Origin of the sequence: Stenotrophomonas sp. LMG 10879, assembly GCF_002750935.1 — a bacterium.
Taxonomy (GTDB): domain Bacteria; phylum Pseudomonadota; class Gammaproteobacteria; order Xanthomonadales; family Xanthomonadaceae; genus Stenotrophomonas; species Stenotrophomonas lactitubi_B.
Genome location: NZ_PEJT01000003.1, coordinates 39,530 through 60,569 on the forward strand (window position 1 = coordinate 39,530; position 21,040 = coordinate 60,569).

The window sequence follows — 21,040 nt, forward strand, 5'->3', positions numbered from 1 at the left end:
GGCGCGGCGGTCAACGCCGCCGCGCCGCTGGCAGTCAACTGAAAGCCCATCGACACAGCATTCCTCCTTCTGGAGAACACCATGAAAGACCTGCTCAACCTCTTCAACCAGCAGCGCCAGACGCTGGACTTCGACGCGATCAAGATCGCGCTGGCTTCGCCGGACCTGATCCGTTCGTGGTCCTTCGGCGAAGTGAAGAAGCCGGAAACCATCAACTACCGTACCTTCAAGCCGGAACGTGACGGCCTGTTCTGCGCCGCCATCTTCGGACCGGTCAAGGACTACGAGTGCCTGTGCGGCAAGTACAAGCGCATGAAGCACCGCGGCGTGGTCTGCGAGAAGTGCGGCACCGAAGTGACCCTGGCCAAGGTGCGTCGTGAGCGCATGGGCCACATCGACCTGGCTTCGCCGGTCGCGCACATCTGGTTCCTGAAGTCGCTGCCGTCGCGCATCGGCCTGATGCTGGACATGACCCTGCGCGATATCGAGCGCGTGCTGTACTTCGAAGCCTACGTGGTGACCGAGCCGGGCCTGACCGCCCTGGAGCGCCGCCAGCTGCTGACCGAAGAACAGTACCTGCAGGCACGCCAGGAGCACGGTGACGACTTCGACGCCGCCATGGGCGCCGAGGCCGTGTACGAACTGCTGCGCACCATCGACCTGCAGTCGGAAATGACCCGCCTGCGCGAAGAAATCGCCAGCACCGGTTCGGAAACCAAGCTGAAGCGCCTCACCAAGCGCATCAAGCTGATCGAAGCCTTCCTGGAATCGGGCAACCGTCCGGAGTGGATGGTCATGACCGTCCTGCCGGTGCTGCCGCCGGACCTGCGTCCGCTGGTTCCGCTGGACGGTGGCCGCTTCGCGACCTCCGACCTGAACGACCTGTACCGCCGCGTCATCAACCGCAACAACCGCCTGCGTCGCCTGCTCGAGCTGAGCGCGCCGGACATCATCGTGCGCAATGAAAAGCGCATGCTGCAGGAATCGGTCGATGCGCTGCTGGACAACGGCCGTCGCGGCCGTGCCATCACCGGCACCAACAAGCGCCCGCTGAAGTCGCTGGCCGACATGATCAAGGGCAAGCAGGGTCGCTTCCGTCAGAACCTGCTCGGCAAGCGCGTCGACTACTCGGGCCGTTCGGTCATCGTGGTCGGTCCGTACCTGCGCCTGCACCAGTGCGGCCTGCCGAAGAAGATGGCACTCGAACTGTTCAAGCCGTTCGTGTTCGCCAAGCTGCAGCGTCGTGGCCTGGCCACCACCATCAAGGCCGCCAAGAAGCTGGTCGAGCGCGAAGAAGCCGAAGTCTGGGACATCCTGGAAGAGGTCATCCGCGAGCATCCGGTGATGCTGAACCGTGCGCCGACCCTGCACCGTCTGGGCATCCAGGCCTTCGAGCCGGTCCTGATCGAAGGCAAGGCCATCCAGCTGCACCCGCTGGTCTGCACCGCGTTCAACGCCGACTTCGACGGTGACCAGATGGCCGTCCACGTGCCGCTCTCGCTGGAAGCCCAGCTGGAAGCGCGTGCGCTGATGATGTCCACCAACAACATCCTGTCGCCGGCCAACGGCGAGCCGATCATCGTGCCGTCGCAGGACGTCGTGCTGGGTCTGTACTACATGACCCGCTCGCTGGAAAACAAGAAGGGCGAGGGCATGGCCTTCGCCAACATCGCCGAAGTCAAGCGCGCCTACGACAACCGCGTGGTGGAACTGCACGCGCGCGTCAAGGTCCGCATCACCGAGGTGGTGACCGACGAGGAAGGCAACAAGCAGAGCAAGTCGTCGATCGTGGAGACCACGATCGGTCGCGCCCTGCTGGCTGAAATCCTGCCGGAAGGCCTGCCGTTCGCGCTGGCCAACACCGAGCTGACCAAGAAGAACATCAGCCGCCTGATCAACTCCAGCTACCGCCAGCTGGGCCTGAAGGACACGGTCGTGTTCGCCGACAAGCTGATGTACACCGGCTTCGCCTACGCGACCCGTGCCGGCGTCTCGATCGGCATCGACGACATGCTGATCCCCGACGAGAAGAAGGGCATCCTCACCGAGGCTGAAGCCGAAGTGCTGGAAATCCAGGAGCAGTACCAGTCGGGCCTGGTCACCGCCGGCGAGCGCTACAACAAGGTGGTCGACATCTGGTCGCGCACCAATGAGCGCATCGCCAAGGCGATGATGGACACCATCGGTACCGAGAAGGTCATCAATGCCAAGGGCGAGACCATCGACCAGAAGTCGATGAACTCCCTGTACATCATGGCCGACTCCGGTGCGCGAGGCAGCCAGGCGCAGATCCGTCAGCTGGCCGGCATGCGTGGCCTGATGGCCCGTCCCGATGGCTCGATCATCGAGACGCCCATCAAGGCGAACTTCCGCGAAGGCCTGAACGTGCAGGAGTACTTCAACTCCACCCACGGTGCCCGTAAGGGTCTGGCCGATACCGCGCTGAAGACCGCGAACTCGGGTTACCTGACCCGTCGTCTGGTCGACGTGGCGCAGGACGTGGTGATCACCGAGGTGGATTGCGGTACCACCGAAGGCCTGATCATGACCCCGATCGTTGAAGGCGGCGACGTGGTCGAACCGTTGAAGGATCGCGTGCTGGGTCGCGTGGTTGCCGAGGACGTGTTCCTGCCGGGCAACGACGAAGATCCGATCGTCACCCGCAACACCCTGCTCGACGAAGCCTGGGTCGCCAAGCTTGAAGAGGCCAGCGTGCAGACCATCAAGGTCCGCTCGACGATCTCCTGCGAATCGGCCTTCGGTGTCTGCAGCCGCTGCTACGGCCGCGATCTGGCCCGTGGCCACCTGGTCAACATCGGTGAAGCGGTCGGCGTCATCGCCGCCCAGTCCATCGGTGAGCCGGGTACCCAGCTGACGATGCGTACGTTCCACATCGGTGGTGCGGCATCGCGAGCTGCTGCGGTCGACAACATCACCGTCAAGACCACCGGCTCGGTCAAGTTCAGCAACCTCAAGTCGGTGGCCCATGCCAATGGCTCGCTGGTCGCCGTGTCGCGCTCGGGCGAAATGTCGGTGCTCGATGCGCACGGCCGTGAGCGTGAGCGTTACAAGCTGCCGTACGGCGCAACCATCACCTCCAAGGACGGTGATGCGGTCAAGGCTGGCCAGACCGTGGCCAACTGGGATCCGCATAACCACCCGATCGTTTCGGAAGTGGCTGGTTTCATCCGCTTCATCGACTTCGTCGACGGCATCACCGTCATCGAGAAGACCGATGAGCTGACCGGCCTGGCATCGCGCGAAATCACCGACCCGAAGCGCCGCGGCGCCCAGGCGAAGGATCTGCGCCCGATCGTCCGCATCGTCGATGGCAAGGGCAACGACCTGTCGATTCCGGGCACCGACCTGCCGGCGCAGTACCTGCTGCCGCCGCGCTCGATCGTCAACCTGCAGGACGGCGCTGCCGTCGGCGTGGGTGACGTGGTTGCCAAGATCCCGCAGGAAGCGTCCAAGACCCGCGACATCACCGGTGGTCTGCCGCGCGTGGCCGATCTGTTCGAAGCGCGCAAGCCGAAGGATCCGGCGGTGCTGGCCGAGCGTTCGGGCATCATCAGCTTCGGCAAGGACACCAAGGGCAAGCAGCGCCTGATCATCAAGGACACCGATGGTTCGGAGCACGAAGAGCTGATTCCGAAGTACCGTCAGGTCATCGTGTTCGAAGGTGAGCACGTGACCAAGGGCGAAACCATCGTCGACGGCGAGCCGAGCCCGCAGGACATCCTGCGTCTGCTGGGTGTCGAGCCGCTGGCCGCCTACCTGGTCAAGGAAATCCAGGACGTGTACCGCCTGCAGGGCGTGAAGATCAACGACAAGCACATCGAGGTGATCACCCGCCAGATGCTGCGCAAGGTCGAGATCACCGATCAGGGCAGCAGCAAGTTCCTGAACGGTGAACAGGTCGAGCGTCAGCGTGTCATCGAGGAAAATGCACGCCTGACCACCCGCAATGAGCTGATCGCACGTTTCGATCCGGTCCTGCTGGGCATCACCAAGGCCTCGCTGGCAACCGAATCGTTCATCTCGGCGGCCTCCTTCCAGGAGACCACCCGCGTGCTGACCGAGGCTGCCGTCCGCGGCACCAAGGACAACCTGCGCGGCCTGAAGGAGAACGTGATTGTCGGCCGTCTGATTCCGGCCGGTACCGGTCTGTCCTACCACGCCAACCGCCGCCGCAACGCGAGCGGGCTGACCGACTCGGAAATGCAGACCCTCGCCGGTACCCCGGCAGCTGCAGCCCCGGTGGCCGTGGCAGCACCGGAAGTGGTGGTGGAATCGACCGACGCCGAGCAGGCCGAGGATTGATCGGCGGGTCCGGCTCCGGCCGGACCTCGATCGGGCAGGGGACGGCCATCGGTCGGTCCCTGCCGTACGGTCCGGCCTGGTGCCGGACAAGCATCACGTAGCACCGGTTCCGGCCGGATCTGCACTCGAGGGCCCAGGCCGCTGGTCTGTTGGCTTTCGATGAGGTAGGATGCCGCCCGGCCCAGCGATGGGTCGGACGACAACCTGAACGGGGGGCATGGAGAAGGCTCCCCTGTAACGGCCCGGGATCAGGGCTGGCTTGGCGTGTGCGCATTTGACCGCGTTTTCGCCAGGTTGCTACAATCGTCTGTCTCAGCAGGCCGGTTTTTCGCCTGCTCGCACATATCCGCATTCATGGCCGGTTTCTTTCGGCCTCTCTCAGAAGAACATACTGATGGCGACGATCAATCAGCTTGTCCGCAAGCCGCGGCAGGCAACCACTTATAAGAGCGCCTCGCCGGCTCTCGAAAAGTGCCCCCAGCGCCGTGGCGTCTGCACGCGCGTTTACACCACTACTCCGAAGAAGCCGAACTCGGCGCTTCGCAAGGTTGCCAAGGTTCGCCTGACCAACCAGGAAGAAGTGATTTCCTACATCGGCGGTGAAGGCCACAACCTGCAGGAGCACTCCGTGGTCCTGATCCGCGGCGGTCGCGTCAAGGATCTGCCGGGTGTGCGTTACCACACCGTTCGTGGTTCGCTCGACGCCTCCGGCGTTGCCAAGCGTCGCCAGGGCCGTTCCAAGTACGGCGCCAAGCGTCCGAAGAGCTAAGGGAAAGCACACATGTCTCGTAAAGGTAATACGCCGCAGCGCGCAGTCCTGCCGGATCCGAAGCACGGAAGCGAAACCATCGCCCGTTTCATCAACATGGTGATGCTGAGCGGCAAGAAGTCGGTCGCTGAAAAGATCGTCTATGGCGCCATGGACGTGATCGGTGAGAAGAACCCGAATTCCGTCGAGCTGGTTCAGAAGGCTCTGGAAAACGTGGCTCCGTCGGTCGAAGTCAAGTCCCGCCGTGTCGGTGGTGCCACCTATCAGGTGCCGGTCGAAGTGCGCGCCTCGCGCAAGATGGCCCTGGCCATGCGTTGGCTGATCGACTCCGCGCGCAAGCGTGGTGAGAACACCATGCCGAAGAAGCTGGCCGCTGAACTGATCGACGCTGCGGAAAACCGTGGCGGCGCCATCAAGAAGCGCGAAGAAACCCACCGCATGGCCGAAGCCAATAAGGCATTCGCCCACTACCGCTGGTGAGTTTGACGGCCTTGTAAAACAGGCAGGGCAGCACCATCTCGGTGCTGCCTCGCGGCCCCAGAAGGGCTGCGCCAATCCGAAGGCCGCCGAAAGGCGGCGTTCGGCCATCCGAAATCCAAGAAATCTGAGAGGCTCCCCGTGGCCCGTTCCACTCCCATCGAGCGTTACCGCAATTTCGGCATCATGGCTCACATCGATGCCGGCAAGACCACCACGTCCGAGCGCATCCTGTTCTACACCGGCAAGAGCCACAAGATCGGTGAAGTGCATGACGGCGCCGCCACCATGGACTGGATGGAGCAGGAGCAGGAGCGTGGCATCACGATCCAGTCCGCTGCGACCACCGCGTTCTGGAAGGGCATGGACAAGTCCCTGCCGGAGCACCGCTTCAACATCATCGACACCCCCGGGCACGTCGACTTCACCATCGAAGTGGAGCGCTCGCTGCGCGTGCTCGACGGTGCCGTCTTCGTGCTGTGCGCCGTCGGTGGCGTGCAGCCGCAGTCGGAAACCGTGTGGCGCCAGGCCAACCGTTACAAGGTGCCGCGCATCGCGTTCGTCAACAAGATGGACCGCACCGGCGCCAACTTCAGCAAGGTCGTTGGCCAGCTGAAGGCGAAGCTGGGCGCCAAGGCCGTTCCGATGCAGCTGCCGATCGGCGCTGAGGAAGGCTTCAAGGGCGTCGTCGATCTGCTGAAGATGAAGGCCATCCATTGGGATGAGGCTTCGCAGGGCATGAAGTTCGAGTACAGCGATGTGCCGGCCGAGCTGCTCGCTGAAGCGACCGAAGCCCGTACCTTCATGATCGAAGCGGCTGCCGAAGCCAGCGAAGAGCTGATGGACAAGTACCTGGGCGGCGATGAGCTGACCGAGGCCGAGATCATCGAAGCCCTGCGCGTGCGCACCCTGGCCACCGACATCGTGCCGATGTACTGCGGCTCGGCGTTCAAGAACAAGGGCGTGCAGGCCATGCTGGACGGCGTGATCCAGCTGCTGCCGTCGCCGATCGACGTGCCGGACGTGACCGGTACCGACGTTGACGATGAAACCAAGGAAATGAGCCGCAAGTCTGACGACAAGGCTCCGTTCTCGGCCCTGGCCTTCAAGATCATCACCGATCCGTTCGTCGGCGCGCTGACCTTCTTCCGTGTCTACTCGGGCACGCTGAATGCAGGCGACCAGCTGCTGAACTCGGTGAAGGGCAAGAAGGAGCGCATCGGCCGTATCCTGCAGATGCACTCCAACAACCGCGAAGAAATCAAGGAAGTTCTGGCCGGCGACATCGCCGCCGCCGTGGGCCTGAAGGACACCACCACGGGTGACACCCTGTGCTCCATGGATCAGCCGATCATCCTCGAGCGCATGGTGTTCCCGGAGCCGGTCATCTCGATGGCTGTCGAGCCGAAGACCAAGTCCGACCAGGAAAAGATGGGTCTGGCACTGGGTCGTCTGGCGCAGGAAGATCCGTCGTTCCGCGTCAAGACCGACGAAGAATCCGGCCAGACCATCATCTCGGGCATGGGCGAGCTGCACCTGGACATCATCGTTGACCGCATGAAGCGCGAGTTCAACGTTGAAGCCAACGTCGGCAAGCCGCAGGTGGCCTACCGCGAAACGATCACCATGTCGGACGTGAAGTCGGACTACAAGCACGCCAAGCAGTCCGGTGGTAAGGGTCAGTACGGTCACGTCGTGATCGAGCTGTCGCCGATCACCGAGGCCGATCGTGCAGATCCGAAGATCGCTGCCGGCATCAAGGACGACTTCCTGTTCATCAACGACATCACCGGTGGCGTGATTCCGAAGGAATTCATCCCGTCGATCGAAAAGGGCCTGCGCGAAACCATCACCAGCGGTCCGCTGGCTGGCTTCCCGGTCGTGGACGTCAAGGTGAAGCTGGTGTTCGGCTCGTACCACGACGTCGACTCCTCGGAAATGGCGTTCAAGCTCGCTTCCTCGATGGCCTTCAAGGAAGGTTTCCGCAAGGCCAAGCCGGTCCTGCTGGAGCCGATCATGAAGGTCGAGATCGTGACCCCGGAGGATTACCAGGGTGACGTGATGGGCGACGTCAGCCGTCGTCGCGGCGTTCTGCAGGGTTCTGATACCACCGGTGACGGTTCGGCCAGCATCATCAACGCGATGATTCCGCTGGGCGAAATGTTTGGCTACGCGACCTCGCTGCGTTCGCAGACCCAGGGCCGCGCCACCTTCACGATGGAATTTGACCACTACGAGCCGGCGCCGAACAACATCGCCGACGAAGTCATGAAGAAGGCCTGAGCGTAACGCTCAGGTCCTCCAAACCACTTACGAACCAATAAGGTAGAAAGAAATGGCAAAGGGTAAGTTCGAGCGCACCAAGCCGCACGTCAACGTCGGCACCATCGGTCACGTCGATCACGGCAAGACCACGCTGACCGCCGCACTGACCAAGATCGGTGCCGAGCGCTTCGGTGGCGAGTTCAAGGATTACTCCGCGATCGACGCCGCGCCGGAAGAAAAGGCACGTGGCATCACGATCTCGACCGCGCACGTCGAATACGAATCCACCGTTCGTCACTACGCCCACGTCGATTGCCCGGGCCATGCTGACTACGTCAAGAACATGATCACCGGTGCTGCCCAGATGGACGGCGCGATCCTGGTGTGCTCGGCCGCTGACGGCCCGATGCCGCAGACCCGCGAGCACATCCTGCTGTCGCGTCAGGTCGGCGTGCCGTACATCGTCGTGTTCCTGAACAAGGCCGACATGGTTGACGATGCCGAGCTGCTGGAACTGGTCGAAATGGAAGTCCGCGAGCTGCTGAGCAAGTACGACTTCCCGGGCGACGACACCCCGATCATCTCGGGTTCGGCCCGTCTGGCGCTGGAAGGCGACCAGAGCGACATCGGCGTGCCGGCCGTCATCAAGCTGGTCGAGGCGCTGGACACCTGGATCCCGACCCCGGAGCGTGACGTCGACAAGGCATTCCTGATGCCGGTCGAAGACGTGTTCTCGATCTCGGGCCGCGGCACCGTGGTGACCGGTCGTATCGAGCGCGGCGTGATCAAGGTCGGCGAAGAAATCGAAATCGTCGGCATCCGTCCGGTGCAGAAGACCACCGTGACCGGCGTGGAAATGTTCCGCAAGCTGCTGGACCAGGGTCAGGCAGGCGACAACGCCGGTCTGCTGCTGCGCGGCACCAAGCGTGACGACGTCGAGCGTGGCCAGGTTCTGGCCAAGCCGGGTTCGATCAAGCCGCACACCAAGTTCGACGCCGAAGTCTACGTGCTGTCGAAGGACGAAGGCGGCCGTCACACCCCGTTCTTCAAGGGCTACCGTCCGCAGTTCTACTTCCGTACCACCGACATCACCGGTGCGGTCGAGCTGCCGGAAGGCGTCGAGATGGTGATGCCGGGCGACAACATCAAGATGGTTGTCACCCTGATCAACCCGGTCGCCATGGACGCCGGCCTGCGCTTCGCGATCCGCGAAGGTGGCCGTACCGTCGGTGCTGGCGTGGTTGCCACCATCCTCGAGTAATCTGTTAGACTCTGCGCCCCGATGTTGCCTGGGTAGGGCATCGGGGCGTATCAAACGGGAAAGTAGGCACAGGATGTGCCTTGTGTTCCCCGGACCAGGAAGGGTCAATGCCATTCAGGCGGCGTCAACAGGAGACTGTTGACAGCTGCCTTGCGTGCCATTATGCTTCTCCGTCTGGGCAGGCCGGTTTCACGGGTCTGCCTATGCTTTTGGGGTCTACGGATTGACCTTGTCGGCCTGCGGGAATGCGGGCCGTCTGTATTCAGGGATTTCATGGGGCAAAGCAACCCAGAGGCTTTGTCTGTCGCTCTTTTATCGAAGGAACCTACCGCCATGGCGGACCAAAAGATCCGGATCCGGCTGAAAGCGTTCGATCATCGTCTGATCGACCGTTCGGCCAGCGAGATCGTTGAGACGGCGAAGCGGACCGGCGCGCAAGTGCGTGGCCCGATCCCGCTGCCGACCAAGATCGAGCGTTACACCATCCTCGTCTCCCCGCACGTCGACAAGGACGCGCGTGACCAGTACGAGACCCGCACGCACAAGCGCGTGCTCGATATCGTTGACCCGAATGACAAGACCGTGGACGCGCTGATGAAGCTCGAACTGGCTGCCGGCGTCGACGTTCAGATCAAGCTGACCTGAGGACTACGACCATGACGAAGAAATATTCGTTGGGCTTCGTGGGCCGCAAGGCTGGCATGAGCCGCGTGTTCACCGAAGATGGCCGTTCCATCCCGGTGACCCTGATCGAAGCAACCCCCAACCGCATCGCGCAGATCAAGACCGTCGAAGCTGACGGCTACAGCGCCGTGCAGGTGACCGTCGGCGCGCGTCGCGCTGCCCTGGTCAACAAGCCGGAAGCCGGCCACTTCGCCAAGGCGAAGGTGGAAGCGGGCCGTGGCCTGTGGGAATTCCGCGTTGAAGACGCCCAGCTCGGCGATTTCGCCGTTGGTGGCGAAGTCAAGGCGGACATCTTTGAAGTCGGCCAGATCGTCGACGTCCAGGGTGTCACCAAGGGTAAGGGCTTCCAGGGCACCATCAAGCGCTACAACTTCCGCATGGGTGACGCTACCCACGGCAACTCGCTGTCGCATCGCGCGCCGGGTTCGCTGGGTCAGCGCCAGACGCCCGGCCGCGTGTTCCCGGGCAAGAAGATGTCCGGTCACATGGGTTCGGTGCAGCAGAGCACCCAGAACCTGGAAGTTGTCAAGGTCGACGTCGAGCGCGGTCTGATCGCAGTTCGCGGCGCCGTTCCGGGCGCGGCGGGTGGCGACGTGATCGTCCGTCCGGCGAGCAAGGCATAAGGAGAGATGACGATGGAACTCGTTATCACGGGTAGCAATAACAAGGTCTCGGTCTCCGACGCCGTGTTCGGTCGCGATTTCAGCGAAGATCTGGTTCACCAGGTTGTCGTTGCTTACCGCAACGCCGGTCGCGCCGGCACCAAGGCGCAGAAGACTCGCTCCGAAGTGGCAGGTACCACCAAGAAGTCGAAGAAGCAGAAGGGCGGCGGCGCGCGTCATGGCGCACTGACGGCTCCGATCTTCGTCGGCGGCGGTGTCACCTTCGCGGCAAAGCCGCGCAGCTTCGAGCAGAAGGTCAATCGTAAGCAGTACCGTGCCGCCATGTGCGCGATCCTGTCCGAGCTGAACCGTCAGGGCCGTCTGACCATCGTGGAGTCCTTCGATGTCGAAGCGACCAACACGAAGGGTCTGATCGCCAAGCTGGCCGGCCTGGAAGTGGGCAAGCGCCCGCTGATCGTCACTGAAGAAGCCTCCGAGCACCTGTACCTGTCGGCCCGCAACATTCCCTACGTGGAAGTGCGTGACGTCCAGGGCCTGGATCCGGTGTCGCTGGTCGGTGCCGACACGGTCGTCATCACCGCTGACGCGGTCAAGAAGGTCGAGGAGTGGCTGGCATGAACAGCAACGAAAAAATCTTCAGCGTGCTGCTCGCCCCGCGTGTCTCCGAAAAGACCGCGCGCCTGCAGGAACTCTCCAATCAGTACGTCTTCGAAATTTCGAACGAAGCCACCAAGGCCGATGTAAAGGCCGCGGTTGAGCAGCTGTTCGACGTCAAGGTCGAAGCAGTCAACGTGGTCAACGTCAAGGGCAAGAACAAGTCCTTCCGTAACCGTGCTGGCCGCCGCGGCGATTGGCGCAAGGCGTACGTTCGCCTGGCCGACGGCCAGTCGATCGATGTAACGGCCAAGGCCTGAGGTACATCCCATGCCATTGATGAAATTCAAGCCCACTTCTCCCGGCCGCCGTTCGGCCGTGCGCGTGGTTACTCCCGACCTGTACAAGGGCGCTCCGCATGCCCCGCTGGTCGAGTCGCAGAGCCGTTCGGGTGGTCGCAACCACCACGGCCGCATCACCGTGCGTCACGTCGGTGGTGGCCACAAGCAGCACTACCGCCTGATTGACTTCAAGCGCAACAAGCTGGGCATCCCGGCGCGCGTGGAACGCATCGAATACGATCCGAACCGCACCGCCCACATCGCCCTGCTGTGCTACGTCGACGGCGAGCGCCGCTACATCATCGCCCCGAAGGGTCTGAAGGCTGGTGATCAGGTGATCGCTGGTTCGGATGCTCCGATCAAGGCGGGCAACACCCTGCCGCTGCGCAACATCCCGGTCGGTACCACCATCCACTGCATCGAGCTGAAGCCGGGCAAGGGCGCTCAGATCGCCCGCGCTGCAGGTGCTGCCGTGCAGCTGGTTGCTCGTGAAGGCATCTACGCCACCCTGCGCCTGCGCTCGGGTGAAATGCGCAAGGTTCCGGTCGAGTGCTGCGCGACCATCGGCGAAGTCGGCAACGACGAGCACAGCCTGGAAAAGCTGGGCAAGGCCGGTGCCAAGCGCTGGCGCGGCGTCCGCCCGACCGTTCGTGGTGCTGCCATGAACCCGGTTGACCACCCGCACGGTGGTGGTGAGGCGAAGGCCGGCCAGGGTAACCCGCATCCGGTCACCCCGTGGGGTGTTCCGACCAAGGGTTACAAGACGCGCCATAACAAGCGCACTCAGCAGTTCATCGTCCGCGATCGTAGGGGCTAATCGACCATGGCACGTTCACTCAAGAAGGGCCCGTTTGTCGATCACCACCTGGTTGCTAAGGTGGCTGCCGCTGCGGGTAGCAAGCGTCCGATCAAGACCTGGTCGCGTCGTTCGATGATCCTGCCTGACATGGTAGGCGTCACCATTGCCGTGCATAACGGCAAGAACCACATCCCGGTTCTCGTCAACGAGAACATGGTCGGCCACAAGCTCGGCGAATTTGCCATCACCCGGACCTTCAAGGGTCACGGTGGTGACAAGAAGTCGGGCAAGTAAGGAGAGATGACAATGGAAGCGAAAGCCATCCTGCGCACCGCGCGCATCTCCCCGCAGAAGGCACGTCTGGTCGCTGACCAGGTGCGCGGTCTGCCGGCCGAGCGTGCCGTCAACCTGCTGAAGTTCTCGGACAAGAAGGCTGCCCACCTGATCAAGAAGGTGGTGGAGTCGGCTATTGCAAATGCCGAGAACAACCAGGGCGCCGACGTCGACGAGCTGAAGGTTCAGACCATCATGGTAGATGAAGGTCCGACCCTGAAGCGTTTCATGGCGCGGGCGAAAGGCCGCGGTACCCGCATCCTCAAGCGCACCAGCCACATCACTGTGGTTGTTGGCGCCGCCAAGTAAGCGGATAAGGAAAAGACCATGGGTCATAAAGTTCATCCGATTGGTATCCGCCTCGGCATTTCCAAGGACTGGAACTCCAAGTGGTACGCCAACAAGGCCGAGTTCGCTGGTTACCTGGCAGCCGACCTGAAAGTGCGCGACATGCTGCGCAAGAAGCTGGCTCAGGCCGGCATCAGCAAGATCCTGATCGAGCGTCCGGCCAAGACCGCTCGCGTGACGATCCACACCGCCCGTCCGGGCGTGGTGATCGGCAAGCGCGGTGAGGACATCGAGAAGCTGCGCAAGGAAGTGAGCGAGATGATGGGCGTCCCGGCGCACATCAACGTCACCGAAGTGCGCAAGCCCGAGCTGGACGCACAGCTGGTTGCCGAATCGATCGCGCAGCAGCTGGAGCGTCGCATCATGTTCCGCCGTGCAATGAAGCGCTCGGTCGGCAACGCGATGCGCCTCGGTGCCCTGGGCATCAAGGTCAACGTCGGTGGCCGCCTCAACGGTGCAGAAATCGCCCGTTCGGAGTGGTACCGCGAAGGCCGCGTGCCGCTGCACACGCTGCGTGCCGACATCGACTATGGCTTCGCTGAAGCCAAGACGACCTACGGCATCATCGGCATCAAGGTCTGGATCTACAAGGGCGAGGTCTTCGATTTCTCCCAGGTTGGCCAGGAAAAGCAGGACGACACCCCGTCGCGCAACGATCGTCATGATCGCGGCGACCGCGGTGACCGTCAGCGCCCGGCTCGTGAAGCGAGGTAACGACAATGTTGCAACCCAAGCGAACCAAGTACCGCAAGGTGCACAAGGGCCGTAACGAAGGCCTCAGCTGGAGCGCAAACGCTGTCAGCTTTGGCGAGTACGGCCTGAAGGCAACCGCCCACGGTCAGCTGACCGCGCGTCAGATCGAAGCGGCTCGCCGTTCGATCAGCCGCTACGTGAAGCGCGGCGGCAAGATGTGGATCCGAGTGTTCCCCGACAAGCCCATCACCAAGAAGCCCATCGAAGTTCGAATGGGTTCGGGTAAGGGCAACGTGGAATACTGGGTGGCCCAGATCCAGCCCGGCCGCATGATCTATGAAATCGAGGGTGTTACCGAGGAAGTGGCACGCGAGGCGTTCCGCCTGGCCGCTGCCAAGCTCTCGGTCACCACCACTTTCGTGACCCGGACGGTGCGCTGATGGATATCAAAACTCTCCGTGAAAAGTCGGCTGACGACCTCAAGGCCCACCTGATCGACCTGCGTAAGGAACAGTTCTCTGTCCGTATGCAGCAGGTCACCGGCCAGCTGCCGAAGACACACGACATCCGCCGGGTGCGTCGCGAAATTGCTCGCGTCAAGACCCTGCTCGGCAGCACGAAGTAAGGATGGCCGCTATGAGCGACAATACTGAAAACAAAGCGCTGCGCACGGTCGAAGGCCGTGTCGTCAGCAACAAGATGGACAAGACGGTTACCGTCCTGGTCGAGCGTCAGGTCAAGCACGCACTGTACGGCAAGTACATCAAGCGCTCGACGAAGCTGCACGCCCACGATGCCGACAACGCCTGCAAGGAAGGCGATGTCGTCCGCGTGACCGAGATTGCTCCGATGTCCAAGACCAAGAACTGGCGCGTGGTGGAAGTCATCACGCGTGCGGCTGAATAAGGAGTCTGAATCATGATCCAGATGCAGAGCTACCTTGACGTCGCCGACAATTCTGGTGCCAAGCGAGTGATGTGCTTCAAGGTGCTGGGTGGTTCCAAGCGCCGTTACGCCGGCATCGGCGACATCATCAAGGTCACCGTGAAGGATGCGATTCCGCGCGGCAAGGTCAAGAAGGGTGAAGTGTATGACGCTGTCGTGGTGCGTACCCGCAAGGGTGTGCGTCGCGCCGACGGCTCGCTGATCCGCTTCGACGGCAATGCTGCCGTTCTGCTTAACAACAAGCAGGAGCCGATCGGGACCCGTATCTTCGGGCCGGTGACTCGTGAACTTCGTTCGGAGAAGTTCATGAAGATCGTCTCGCTCGCTCCCGAAGTGCTGTGAGCGACAGGAGATAATCATGGCTAACCGTATCAAGAAGGGCGACCAGGTTGTCGTCAACGCCGGCAAGGACAAGGGTAAGCAGGGCGAAGTCGTCCGCGTCGATGGCGACCGTCTGGTCGTCGCCAACGTGAACATCGTCAAGCGCCACACCAAGCCGAACCCGCAGGCAGGTGTTGCCGGCGGCGTGGTCGAGCGTGAAGCGTCGATCCATATCTCCAACGTGAATGTGCTGAACCCGGCTTCGGGCAAGGGCGAGCGCGTTGGCTTCAAGGTGCTGGAGGATGGACGCAAACTGCGTGTGTTCCGCTCCAGCGGTGAGGCGCTCGACGCCTGAGGAATGAGAAGATGACTTCCCGTCTCGAAAAGTTTTACAAGGAAGAAGTGGTGCCGGCGCTGATGAAGCAGTTCGGTTACACCAATTCCATGCAGGTGCCGAAGCTGGTCAAAGTCACCCTGAACATGGGTGTCGGCGAAGCGGCCACCAACAAGAAGATCCTGGAAAACGCCGTTGGCGACATGACCAAGATCTCGGGCCAGAAGCCGATCGTCACCAAGTCGCGTATCTCGGTGGCATCGTTCAAGATCCGTGATGGTTGGCCGATCGGCTGCAAGACCACGCTGCGTCGCCACAAGATGTACGAGTTCCTGGACCGCCTGATCAACATCTCGCTGCCGCGCGTGCGCGACTTCCGTGGTGTTTCCGGTCGTTCCTTCGACGGTCGCGGCAACTTCAACATGGGTGTGAAGGAACAGATCATCTTCCCGGAAATCGACTTCGACGCTGTCGACGCGATCCGCGGTATGGATATCGCCATCACCACCACTGCGAAGACCGACGCGGAAGCGAAGGCGCTGCTGGCAGCGTTCAAGTTCCCGTTCCGTAACTGATTCGTCGAGGAAACCGAAATGGCAAAGACCTCCATGGTCAACCGCGACATCAAGCGGAAGAAGCTGGCTGAAAAGTTCGCTGTCAAGCGTGCTGCTCTGAAGAAGATCGTGTCCTCCCCGGACGCGAGCTACGAAGAGAAGATCGAGGCCGCCACCAAGTTGTCGAAGCTGCCGCGCGATTCGTCGCCGAGCCGCCACCGCAACCGTTGCGAACTGTCTGGCCGCCCGCGTGGCGTGTACAGCAAGTTCGGCCTGGGTCGCAACAAGCTGCGTGAAGCCACCATGCGTGGCGACGTTCCGGGTCTGCGCAAGGCCAGCTGGTAATACCAGCCGGTCCTGCCAGCGAGGGCGCCTTCGGGGGCCCTCGCCGCCGGGGAGGGGGAGTGTTCAGCTTTCCCTCTGCAAAAAACCGAAGAGCCCGACGCAAGTCGGGCTCTTTTGGCGTATACTCCCGCGTCTTGCTCTGCGCAACGCGTAGGGGAGGGGGCCTGGCCCGTTTCCAGGAGACAACAGATTTTCGCGAAAGCGGATATCGGTGCACTCAAAGGTACTCATATGAGCATGACTGATCCCATCGCCGACCTGCTGGTCCGCATCAAGAATGCGGCAGCGGTTGGCAAGCAGACGGTGAAAGCCCCGTCGTCCAAGATCAAGGTTGCGATCGCCCAGGTCCTGAAGGACGAGGGTTACATCGCCGACCTGCGCGTGACCGCGCTCGAGAACAACAAGTCCGAGCTGGAAATCGTGCTGAAGTATTTCGAAGGCAAGCCGGTCATCGCGACCCTGAAGCGCTTCTCGCGTTCGGGCCTGCGCCAGTACCGCGGCAAGAGCGAACTGCCGAAGGTCATGAACGGCCTGGGCATTTCCATCATTTCCACTTCCAAGGGCATCATGACTGATGCGCAGGCGCGCCAGTTGGGCGTCGGCGGCGAAGTCCTGTGCTTCGTGGCCTAAGGCGAAAGGAGTAGACCATGTCCCGTGTAGCCAAGAAGCCGATCGACCTGGGTAAGGTTGAACTGAACATCCAGAACGACAACGTCATCGCCAAGGGCCCGAAGGGCACCCTGTCGCTGGCCAAGCCGGCTGGTATCAACATCAATGTCGAAAACGGCGTTGCCACCCTGAGCACCGACAACGTGGACCTGATCCCGCTGACCGGTACCGTCCGCGCCATCCTGTCCAACATGGTCAAGGGTGTTTCCGAAGGCTTCGAGCGCAAGCTTGAGCTGGTCGGCGTGGGTTACCGTGCTGCGATGCAGGGCAAGGACCTCAGCCTGTCGCTGGGCTACTCGCACCCGATCGTGTTCGTGGCGCCGGAAGGCATCACCATCACCACCCCGACCCAGACCGAAATCCTGGTGCAGGGCGCTGACAAGCAGGCCGTCGGTGAAGCTGCCGCCAAGATCCGTGCGTTCCGCAAGCCGGAGCCGTACAAGGGCAAGGGCGTGAAGTACTCCGACGAAGTCATCATCCGTAAGGAAGCCAAGAAGGCATAAGCGCGAGTCCCTCGCAAGAGCCCGCACATCCATGTGCGGACTTTCCAGGGAAAAGCCCAACCTTCAGCTTTCAAGGAAAACACATCATGAACAAGAACATCGCCCGCCTGCGTCGCGCCAAGTCGACCCGTGCCCACATCCGTGTGCTCGGTGTTGCCCGCCTGTCGGTGCTGCGCACCGGCCAGCACCTGTACGCACAGGTCTTCACCGCTGACGGCTCGAAGGTGCTGGCTGCTGCCAACACCACCCAGGCCGACGTCAAGGAAGGCCTGAAGAACGGCAAGAACGCTGATGCCGCCGCCAAGGTTGGCCGCATCGTCGCTGAGCGCGCCAAGGCCGCCGGCGTCGAGAAGGTTGCCTTCGATCGTTCGGGTTACCGTTACCACGGCCGCATCAAGGCCCTGGCTGACGCTGCCCGCGAAGCCGGCCTGCAGTTCTAAGGGATCAGGGCAGGGGGCTTCGGCCCCCATGTCCGCCTGCTCGCCAGCCTGAGTGAGGCTGGGCGGCGCCGCTCTTCTGCAGCGGCCCACCGCAACAACGCACCACTCCACAACCATAAGCGGCCTCGAGCCGTACATAACCCAACAACCAAGGAATAAACATGGCAGAAGAACGTCAGCAGCGGGGTCGCGATCGCGACCGTAACCGCGAAGAGAAAGTCGACGACGGCATGATCGAAAAGCTGGTCGCGGTCAACCGCGTCAGCAAGACCGTCAAGGGTGGCCGTCAGTTCACCTTCACCGCCCTGACTGTTGTCGGCGACGGCGAAGGCAAGGTCGGTTTCGGTTATGGCAAGGCCCGCGAAGTGCCGGTCGCCATCCAGAAGTCGATGGAGCAGGCTCGCAAGAACCAGGTCACCGTCGATCTGAACAACGGCACCCTGTGGCACACCATCAAGGATGGTCACGGCGCAGCGCGCGTGTTCATGCAGCCGGCTTCCGAAGGTACCGGCGTCATTGCCGGTGGTGCCATGCGCGCCGTCCTGGAAGCAGTTGGCGTGAAGAACGTGCTGGCCAAGGCCACCGGTTCGCGCAACCCGATCAACCTGGTGCGTGCCACCGTGAAGGGCCTGACTGCAGCGCAGTCGCCGGCTCGTATCGCGGCCAAGCGCGGCAAGAAGGTGGAGGATCTCAACCATGGCTAATGACACCACCAAGACCGTCAAGGTCCGTCTGGTTCGCGGCCTGCGTGGTGCCCAGGCGCGTCATCGCCTGTCGGTGCGTGCGCTGGGTCTGGGCAAGCTGAACGATGTGCGTGAACTGAAGGACAGCCCGCAGGTTCGCGGCCTGATCAACAAGGTCCACTACCTCGTCAAGGTTGAGGAATAATCCAATGACCATGCATCTGAATGAATTGAGCCCGGCACCGGGCGCCCGCAAGGAACGTACCCGCGTCGGTCGCGGTATCGGTTCCGGCCTGGGCAAGACCTGCGGCCGCGGCCACAAGGGTTCGTTCGCCCGTAAGGGTGGCGGCAAGATCAAGGCTGGCTTCGAAGGCGGCCAGACCCCCATGCAGCGTCGTCTGCCGAAGATCGGCTTCCGTTCGCCGATCGCCAAGGACACCGCTGAAGTGCTGCTGTACCAGCTGGACAAGCTGCCGGCCGGCGAGATCGACTTCGCTGCCCTGCGTGCTGCCAAGCTGGTCCCGAGCACTGCCAAGAAGGCCAAGGTCGTCGTCAAGGGCGAAGTGACCAAGGCGTTCACCCTGAAGGGTGTTGCTGCCACGGCTGGTGCCAAGGCTGCGATCGAAGCTGCCGGCGGCAGCGTAACGGAGTAAGAGAATCATGGCGCAAGCTGGCATCGGTAACCTCGCGGGCGGAATGGGCAAGTTCACTGAACTTCGCCAACGTTTGCTGTTCGTCGTCGGGGCTTTGATCGTCTATCGCATCGGCTGCTACGTGCCGGTGCCGGGCGTCAATCCCGATGCCATGCTTGCCATGATGCAACAGCAGGGCGGCGGCATCGTGGACATGTTCAACATGTTCTCGGGCGGCGCCCTGCACCGTTTCAGCATTTTCGCGCTGAACGTGATGCCGTACATCTCGGCATCGATCGTGATGCAGCTGGCCGTGCACATCTTCCCCGCCTTGAAGGCGATGCAGAAGGAAGGTGAGTCCGGCCGCCGCAAGATCACCCAGTATTCGCGCATCGGTGCCGTGCTGCTCGCAGTAGTGCAGGGCGGTTCGATCGCGCTGGCGCTGCAGGGCCAGGTGTCGCCGACCGGCGCACCGGTCGTGTACATGCCGGGCATGGGCTTCGTGCTCACTGCCGTGGTCGCACTGACCGCCGGCACCATGTTCCTGATGTGGGTCGGTGAGCAGGTCACCGAGCGCGGCATCGGCAACGGCGTCTCGCTGATCATCTTCGCCGGTATCGTGGCGGGCCTGCCGGGTGCGGTCATCCACACCTTCGACGCCTACCGCGACGGCAACATCCAGTTCATCCAGCTGCTGCTGATCGCCATCGTCGTGCTCGCCTTCACCTTCTTCGTGGTGTTCGTCGAACGCGGCCAGCGCCGGATCACGGTGAACTACGCGCGCCGCCAGGGCGGTCGCAACGCGTACATGAACCAGACCTCGTTCCTGCCGCTGAAGCTGAACATGGCCGGCGTCATCCCGGCGATCTTCGCCTCGAGCCTGCTGGCCTTCCCGGCCACCCTGGCCATGTGGTCCGGCCAGGCTGCCAACCAGAGCACCTTTGGCCAGACCCTGCAGAAGGTCGCCAATGCCCTGGGCCCGGGCGAGCCGCTGCACATGATCGTGTTCGCTGCGCTGATCACCGGTTTCGCGTTCTTCTATACCGCGCTGGTGTTCAACTCGCAGGAAACCGCCGACAACCTGAAGAAGTCGGGCGCGCTGATTCCGGGCATCCGTCCGGGCAAGGCCACCGCCGACTACATCGACGGCGTGCTGACCCGACTGACTGCTGCCGGTTCGGCCTACCTGGTGATCGTCTGCCTGCTGCCGGAACTGATGCGCACGCAGTTGAATGCCTCGTTCTACTTCGGCGGTACTTCGCTGCTGATCGTGGTGGTGGTGGTGATGGACTTCATCGCCCAGGTGCAGGCGCACCTGATGTCCCATCAGTACGAGAGCCTGCTGAAGAAGGCCAACCTGAAGGGCGGCAACCGCGGTGGTTTTGCTCGCGGCTGATTAGCCTGTTATACTTTCGTCTTCCTGACGTGATGGTCCTCCGCTTCGCGGACTCTGGCCACACAAACGAAGGGCGGCCCCCGCAGCGGTTCCGGGTGGGGGTGTGATGAGGTGGTCCCGCGCTGGAGTAGCGCGGGCGGCCCGGGAGGCAACTCCAGGTCCAACCCCATCCGGCGCCGGAGCCTGGGCACACTCCCCGGGCCGGGTTCATGAAACCTTTGGTTTCACGGGCTTCCAAGTAAACCGGAACCTTGTTAGTATCACTGGTTCACTTTTTTGATCCATCCTGCCGGATCGGCGTGCCTTGAGCGCGCTGTCGGCCATCACTCAGCTGGAGAACCGCGTCATGGCGCGTATTGCAGGCGTCAACCTGCCAGCCCAGAAGCATGTCTGGGTCGGGTTGCAAAGCATTTACGGCATCGGCCGTACCCGTTCGAAGAAGGTCTGCGAAGTCGCAGGCGTCACTTCGACCACCAAGATCCGCGATCTGTCGGAGCCGGAAATCGAGCGCCTGCGCGCCGAAGTCGGCAAGTACATCGTGGAAGGCGATCTGCGCCGTGAAATCGGTATCGCGATCAAGCGCCTGATGGACCTGGGCTGCTACCGCGGCCTGCGTCACCGTCGCGGTCTGCCGCTGCGTGGCCAGCGCACCCGTACCAACGCCCGCACCCGCAAGGGCCCGCGCAAGGCGATCAGGAAGTAAGGGAC

Annotated in this window: 28 protein-coding genes; all 28 read left to right on the forward strand. The window is 62.4% G+C overall.

Annotated elements, in window-relative coordinates; translation table 11 throughout:
- Window positions 1-81: 81 nt before the first annotated feature.
- The 28 genes from rpoC (at window position 82) to rpsM (ending at window position 21,035) form a co-directional block, all read left to right on the forward strand.
- Window positions 82-4,323: a DNA-directed RNA polymerase subunit beta' gene (rpoC, locus tag CR919_RS05125; RefSeq protein ID WP_099819136.1), complete on the forward strand. Its 4,242-nt coding sequence runs from the start codon at window positions 82-84 to the stop codon at window positions 4,321-4,323.
- Between the two features lie 394 nt (window positions 4,324-4,717).
- Window positions 4,718-5,092 (forward strand): 30S ribosomal protein S12, encoded by a 375-nt coding sequence (gene rpsL / locus CR919_RS05130; protein WP_025879344.1) that lies wholly within the window; start codon window positions 4,718-4,720, stop codon window positions 5,090-5,092.
- A gap of 12 nt (window positions 5,093-5,104) precedes the next feature.
- Window positions 5,105-5,572 (forward strand): 30S ribosomal protein S7, encoded by a 468-nt coding sequence (rpsG, locus tag CR919_RS05135; RefSeq protein ID WP_089238997.1) that lies wholly within the window; start codon window positions 5,105-5,107, stop codon window positions 5,570-5,572.
- Between the two features lie 138 nt (window positions 5,573-5,710).
- Complete coding sequence (gene fusA / locus CR919_RS05140) at window positions 5,711-7,852, forward strand: elongation factor G (protein WP_099819137.1); 2,142 nt, start codon at window positions 5,711-5,713, stop codon at window positions 7,850-7,852.
- Window positions 7,853-7,904: 52 nt separating this feature from the next.
- A complete protein-coding gene (gene tuf, locus CR919_RS05145) occupies window positions 7,905-9,095 on the forward strand; it encodes an elongation factor Tu (protein WP_089238985.1) in 1,191 nt (396 codons plus the stop codon).
- A gap of 333 nt (window positions 9,096-9,428) precedes the next feature.
- Window positions 9,429-9,740 carry a 30S ribosomal protein S10 gene (gene rpsJ / locus CR919_RS05150; RefSeq protein ID WP_010341589.1) on the forward strand — a complete coding sequence of 104 codons (312 nt, stop codon included), beginning with the start codon at window positions 9,429-9,431 and terminating at the stop codon, window positions 9,738-9,740.
- 11 nt (window positions 9,741-9,751) lie between these two features.
- A complete protein-coding gene (rplC, locus tag CR919_RS05155) occupies window positions 9,752-10,402 on the forward strand; it encodes a 50S ribosomal protein L3 (RefSeq protein WP_049470484.1) in 651 nt (216 codons plus the stop codon).
- Window positions 10,403-10,414: 12 nt separating this feature from the next.
- Complete coding sequence (gene rplD / locus CR919_RS05160; RefSeq protein WP_099819138.1) at window positions 10,415-11,020, forward strand: 50S ribosomal protein L4; 606 nt, start codon at window positions 10,415-10,417, stop codon at window positions 11,018-11,020.
- Window positions 11,017-11,316 carry a 50S ribosomal protein L23 gene (gene rplW, locus CR919_RS05165; protein WP_025879303.1) on the forward strand — a complete coding sequence of 100 codons (300 nt, stop codon included), beginning with the start codon at window positions 11,017-11,019 and terminating at the stop codon, window positions 11,314-11,316. Before rplD ends, rplW begins: the two co-directional genes overlap by 4 nt.
- Before the next feature lie 10 nt (window positions 11,317-11,326).
- Window positions 11,327-12,154 carry a 50S ribosomal protein L2 gene (gene rplB / locus CR919_RS05170; protein ID WP_099819139.1) on the forward strand — a complete coding sequence of 276 codons (828 nt, stop codon included), beginning with the start codon at window positions 11,327-11,329 and terminating at the stop codon, window positions 12,152-12,154.
- A gap of 6 nt (window positions 12,155-12,160) precedes the next feature.
- Window positions 12,161-12,430, forward strand: a complete 270-nt coding sequence (gene rpsS / locus CR919_RS05175; RefSeq protein ID WP_004145340.1) for a 30S ribosomal protein S19 — start codon at window positions 12,161-12,163, stop codon at window positions 12,428-12,430.
- A 12-nt stretch (window positions 12,431-12,442) separates the two neighbouring features.
- A complete protein-coding gene (gene rplV, locus CR919_RS05180; RefSeq protein WP_004145348.1) occupies window positions 12,443-12,778 on the forward strand; it encodes a 50S ribosomal protein L22 in 336 nt (111 codons plus the stop codon).
- An 18-nt stretch (window positions 12,779-12,796) separates the two neighbouring features.
- Window positions 12,797-13,531, forward strand: coding sequence for a 30S ribosomal protein S3 (gene rpsC / locus CR919_RS05185; protein ID WP_005415414.1), 735 nt, complete (start codon window positions 12,797-12,799; stop codon window positions 13,529-13,531).
- A 5-nt stretch (window positions 13,532-13,536) separates the two neighbouring features.
- Entirely contained in the window at window positions 13,537-13,950 is a 414-nt protein-coding gene (gene rplP / locus CR919_RS05190) for a 50S ribosomal protein L16 (RefSeq protein WP_025879305.1), read from the forward strand.
- Window positions 13,950-14,135: a 50S ribosomal protein L29 gene (gene rpmC, locus CR919_RS05195; RefSeq protein ID WP_025879306.1), complete on the forward strand. Its 186-nt coding sequence runs from the start codon at window positions 13,950-13,952 to the stop codon at window positions 14,133-14,135. The genes rplP and rpmC overlap by 1 nt, the downstream gene beginning before the upstream one ends.
- Before the next feature lie 11 nt (window positions 14,136-14,146).
- Window positions 14,147-14,416 carry a 30S ribosomal protein S17 gene (rpsQ, locus tag CR919_RS05200; RefSeq protein ID WP_004145355.1) on the forward strand — a complete coding sequence of 90 codons (270 nt, stop codon included), beginning with the start codon at window positions 14,147-14,149 and terminating at the stop codon, window positions 14,414-14,416.
- A gap of 12 nt (window positions 14,417-14,428) precedes the next feature.
- Window positions 14,429-14,797, forward strand: coding sequence for a 50S ribosomal protein L14 (rplN, locus tag CR919_RS05205; protein WP_025879307.1), 369 nt, complete (start codon window positions 14,429-14,431; stop codon window positions 14,795-14,797).
- A gap of 16 nt (window positions 14,798-14,813) precedes the next feature.
- Complete coding sequence (gene rplX, locus CR919_RS05210) at window positions 14,814-15,131, forward strand: 50S ribosomal protein L24 (RefSeq protein WP_025879308.1); 318 nt, start codon at window positions 14,814-14,816, stop codon at window positions 15,129-15,131.
- Between the two features lie 11 nt (window positions 15,132-15,142).
- A complete protein-coding gene (gene rplE / locus CR919_RS05215) occupies window positions 15,143-15,685 on the forward strand; it encodes a 50S ribosomal protein L5 (RefSeq protein WP_025879309.1) in 543 nt (180 codons plus the stop codon).
- Between the two features lie 18 nt (window positions 15,686-15,703).
- Entirely contained in the window at window positions 15,704-16,009 is a 306-nt protein-coding gene (gene rpsN, locus CR919_RS05220) for a 30S ribosomal protein S14 (RefSeq protein WP_032977438.1), read from the forward strand.
- 231 nt (window positions 16,010-16,240) lie between these two features.
- Window positions 16,241-16,639, forward strand: a complete 399-nt coding sequence (gene rpsH / locus CR919_RS05225) for a 30S ribosomal protein S8 (protein ID WP_025879311.1) — start codon at window positions 16,241-16,243, stop codon at window positions 16,637-16,639.
- Window positions 16,640-16,656: 17 nt separating this feature from the next.
- Window positions 16,657-17,181 carry a 50S ribosomal protein L6 gene (rplF, locus tag CR919_RS05230; RefSeq protein WP_099819140.1) on the forward strand — a complete coding sequence of 175 codons (525 nt, stop codon included), beginning with the start codon at window positions 16,657-16,659 and terminating at the stop codon, window positions 17,179-17,181.
- An 86-nt stretch (window positions 17,182-17,267) separates the two neighbouring features.
- Complete coding sequence (gene rplR, locus CR919_RS05235) at window positions 17,268-17,621, forward strand: 50S ribosomal protein L18 (protein ID WP_099819141.1); 354 nt, start codon at window positions 17,268-17,270, stop codon at window positions 17,619-17,621.
- 161 nt (window positions 17,622-17,782) lie between these two features.
- Window positions 17,783-18,325, forward strand: a complete 543-nt coding sequence (gene rpsE, locus CR919_RS05240) for a 30S ribosomal protein S5 (protein ID WP_025879314.1) — start codon at window positions 17,783-17,785, stop codon at window positions 18,323-18,325.
- Window positions 18,318-18,509, forward strand: coding sequence for a 50S ribosomal protein L30 (gene rpmD / locus CR919_RS05245; RefSeq protein WP_038690275.1), 192 nt, complete (start codon window positions 18,318-18,320; stop codon window positions 18,507-18,509). The genes rpsE and rpmD overlap by 8 nt, the downstream gene beginning before the upstream one ends.
- A gap of 4 nt (window positions 18,510-18,513) precedes the next feature.
- The gene (gene rplO, locus CR919_RS05250; protein WP_089239007.1) at window positions 18,514-18,957 is read left to right on the forward strand and encodes a 50S ribosomal protein L15; all 444 of its coding nucleotides are present in this window, start codon (window positions 18,514-18,516) and stop codon (window positions 18,955-18,957) included.
- A gap of 7 nt (window positions 18,958-18,964) precedes the next feature.
- Window positions 18,965-20,332: a preprotein translocase subunit SecY gene (gene secY, locus CR919_RS05255; RefSeq protein WP_025879317.1), complete on the forward strand. Its 1,368-nt coding sequence runs from the start codon at window positions 18,965-18,967 to the stop codon at window positions 20,330-20,332.
- Between the two features lie 346 nt (window positions 20,333-20,678).
- Window positions 20,679-21,035 carry a 30S ribosomal protein S13 gene (gene rpsM / locus CR919_RS05260; protein WP_025879318.1) on the forward strand — a complete coding sequence of 119 codons (357 nt, stop codon included), beginning with the start codon at window positions 20,679-20,681 and terminating at the stop codon, window positions 21,033-21,035.
- Window positions 21,036-21,040: the final 5 nt, after the last annotated feature.

Bases quoted from the DNA above. Each gene is read 5' to 3' on its own strand.
- rpsE (WP_025879314.1), top strand. From the start codon at position 17,783: ATGGCAGAAGAACGTCAGCAGCGGGGTCGCGATCGCGACCGTAACCGC.
- rplX (WP_025879308.1), top strand. From the start codon at position 14,814: ATGGCTAACCGTATCAAGAAGGGCGACCAGGTTGTCGTCAACGCCGGC.
- rpsQ (WP_004145355.1), top strand. From the start codon at position 14,147: ATGAGCGACAATACTGAAAACAAAGCGCTGCGCACGGTCGAAGGCCGT.
- rplE (WP_025879309.1), top strand. From the start codon at position 15,143: ATGACTTCCCGTCTCGAAAAGTTTTACAAGGAAGAAGTGGTGCCGGCG.
- rpsJ (WP_010341589.1), top strand. From the start codon at position 9,429: ATGGCGGACCAAAAGATCCGGATCCGGCTGAAAGCGTTCGATCATCGT.
- rpsM (WP_025879318.1), top strand. From the start codon at position 20,679: ATGGCGCGTATTGCAGGCGTCAACCTGCCAGCCCAGAAGCATGTCTGG.
- rpsH (WP_025879311.1), top strand. From the start codon at position 16,241: ATGAGCATGACTGATCCCATCGCCGACCTGCTGGTCCGCATCAAGAAT.
- rpsC (WP_005415414.1), top strand. From the start codon at position 12,797: ATGGGTCATAAAGTTCATCCGATTGGTATCCGCCTCGGCATTTCCAAG.
- rpsN (WP_032977438.1), top strand. From the start codon at position 15,704: ATGGCAAAGACCTCCATGGTCAACCGCGACATCAAGCGGAAGAAGCTG.
- rplO (WP_089239007.1), top strand. From the start codon at position 18,514: ATGACCATGCATCTGAATGAATTGAGCCCGGCACCGGGCGCCCGCAAG.
- rpmC (WP_025879306.1), top strand. From the start codon at position 13,950: ATGGATATCAAAACTCTCCGTGAAAAGTCGGCTGACGACCTCAAGGCC.
- rpmD (WP_038690275.1), top strand. From the start codon at position 18,318: ATGGCTAATGACACCACCAAGACCGTCAAGGTCCGTCTGGTTCGCGGC.
- rpsG (WP_089238997.1), top strand. From the start codon at position 5,105: ATGTCTCGTAAAGGTAATACGCCGCAGCGCGCAGTCCTGCCGGATCCG.
- rplP (WP_025879305.1), top strand. From the start codon at position 13,537: ATGTTGCAACCCAAGCGAACCAAGTACCGCAAGGTGCACAAGGGCCGT.
- rplN (WP_025879307.1), top strand. From the start codon at position 14,429: ATGATCCAGATGCAGAGCTACCTTGACGTCGCCGACAATTCTGGTGCC.
- rplD (WP_099819138.1), top strand. From the start codon at position 10,415: ATGGAACTCGTTATCACGGGTAGCAATAACAAGGTCTCGGTCTCCGAC.
- rplW (WP_025879303.1), top strand. From the start codon at position 11,017: ATGAACAGCAACGAAAAAATCTTCAGCGTGCTGCTCGCCCCGCGTGTC.
- secY (WP_025879317.1), top strand. From the start codon at position 18,965: ATGGCGCAAGCTGGCATCGGTAACCTCGCGGGCGGAATGGGCAAGTTC.
- rplB (WP_099819139.1), top strand. From the start codon at position 11,327: ATGCCATTGATGAAATTCAAGCCCACTTCTCCCGGCCGCCGTTCGGCC.
- tuf (WP_089238985.1), top strand. From the start codon at position 7,905: ATGGCAAAGGGTAAGTTCGAGCGCACCAAGCCGCACGTCAACGTCGGC.
- rpsL (WP_025879344.1), top strand. From the start codon at position 4,718: ATGGCGACGATCAATCAGCTTGTCCGCAAGCCGCGGCAGGCAACCACT.
- rplV (WP_004145348.1), top strand. From the start codon at position 12,443: ATGGAAGCGAAAGCCATCCTGCGCACCGCGCGCATCTCCCCGCAGAAG.
- rpoC (WP_099819136.1), top strand. From the start codon at position 82: ATGAAAGACCTGCTCAACCTCTTCAACCAGCAGCGCCAGACGCTGGAC.
- rplF (WP_099819140.1), top strand. From the start codon at position 16,657: ATGTCCCGTGTAGCCAAGAAGCCGATCGACCTGGGTAAGGTTGAACTG.
- rplR (WP_099819141.1), top strand. From the start codon at position 17,268: ATGAACAAGAACATCGCCCGCCTGCGTCGCGCCAAGTCGACCCGTGCC.
- rplC (WP_049470484.1), top strand. From the start codon at position 9,752: ATGACGAAGAAATATTCGTTGGGCTTCGTGGGCCGCAAGGCTGGCATG.
- rpsS (WP_004145340.1), top strand. From the start codon at position 12,161: ATGGCACGTTCACTCAAGAAGGGCCCGTTTGTCGATCACCACCTGGTT.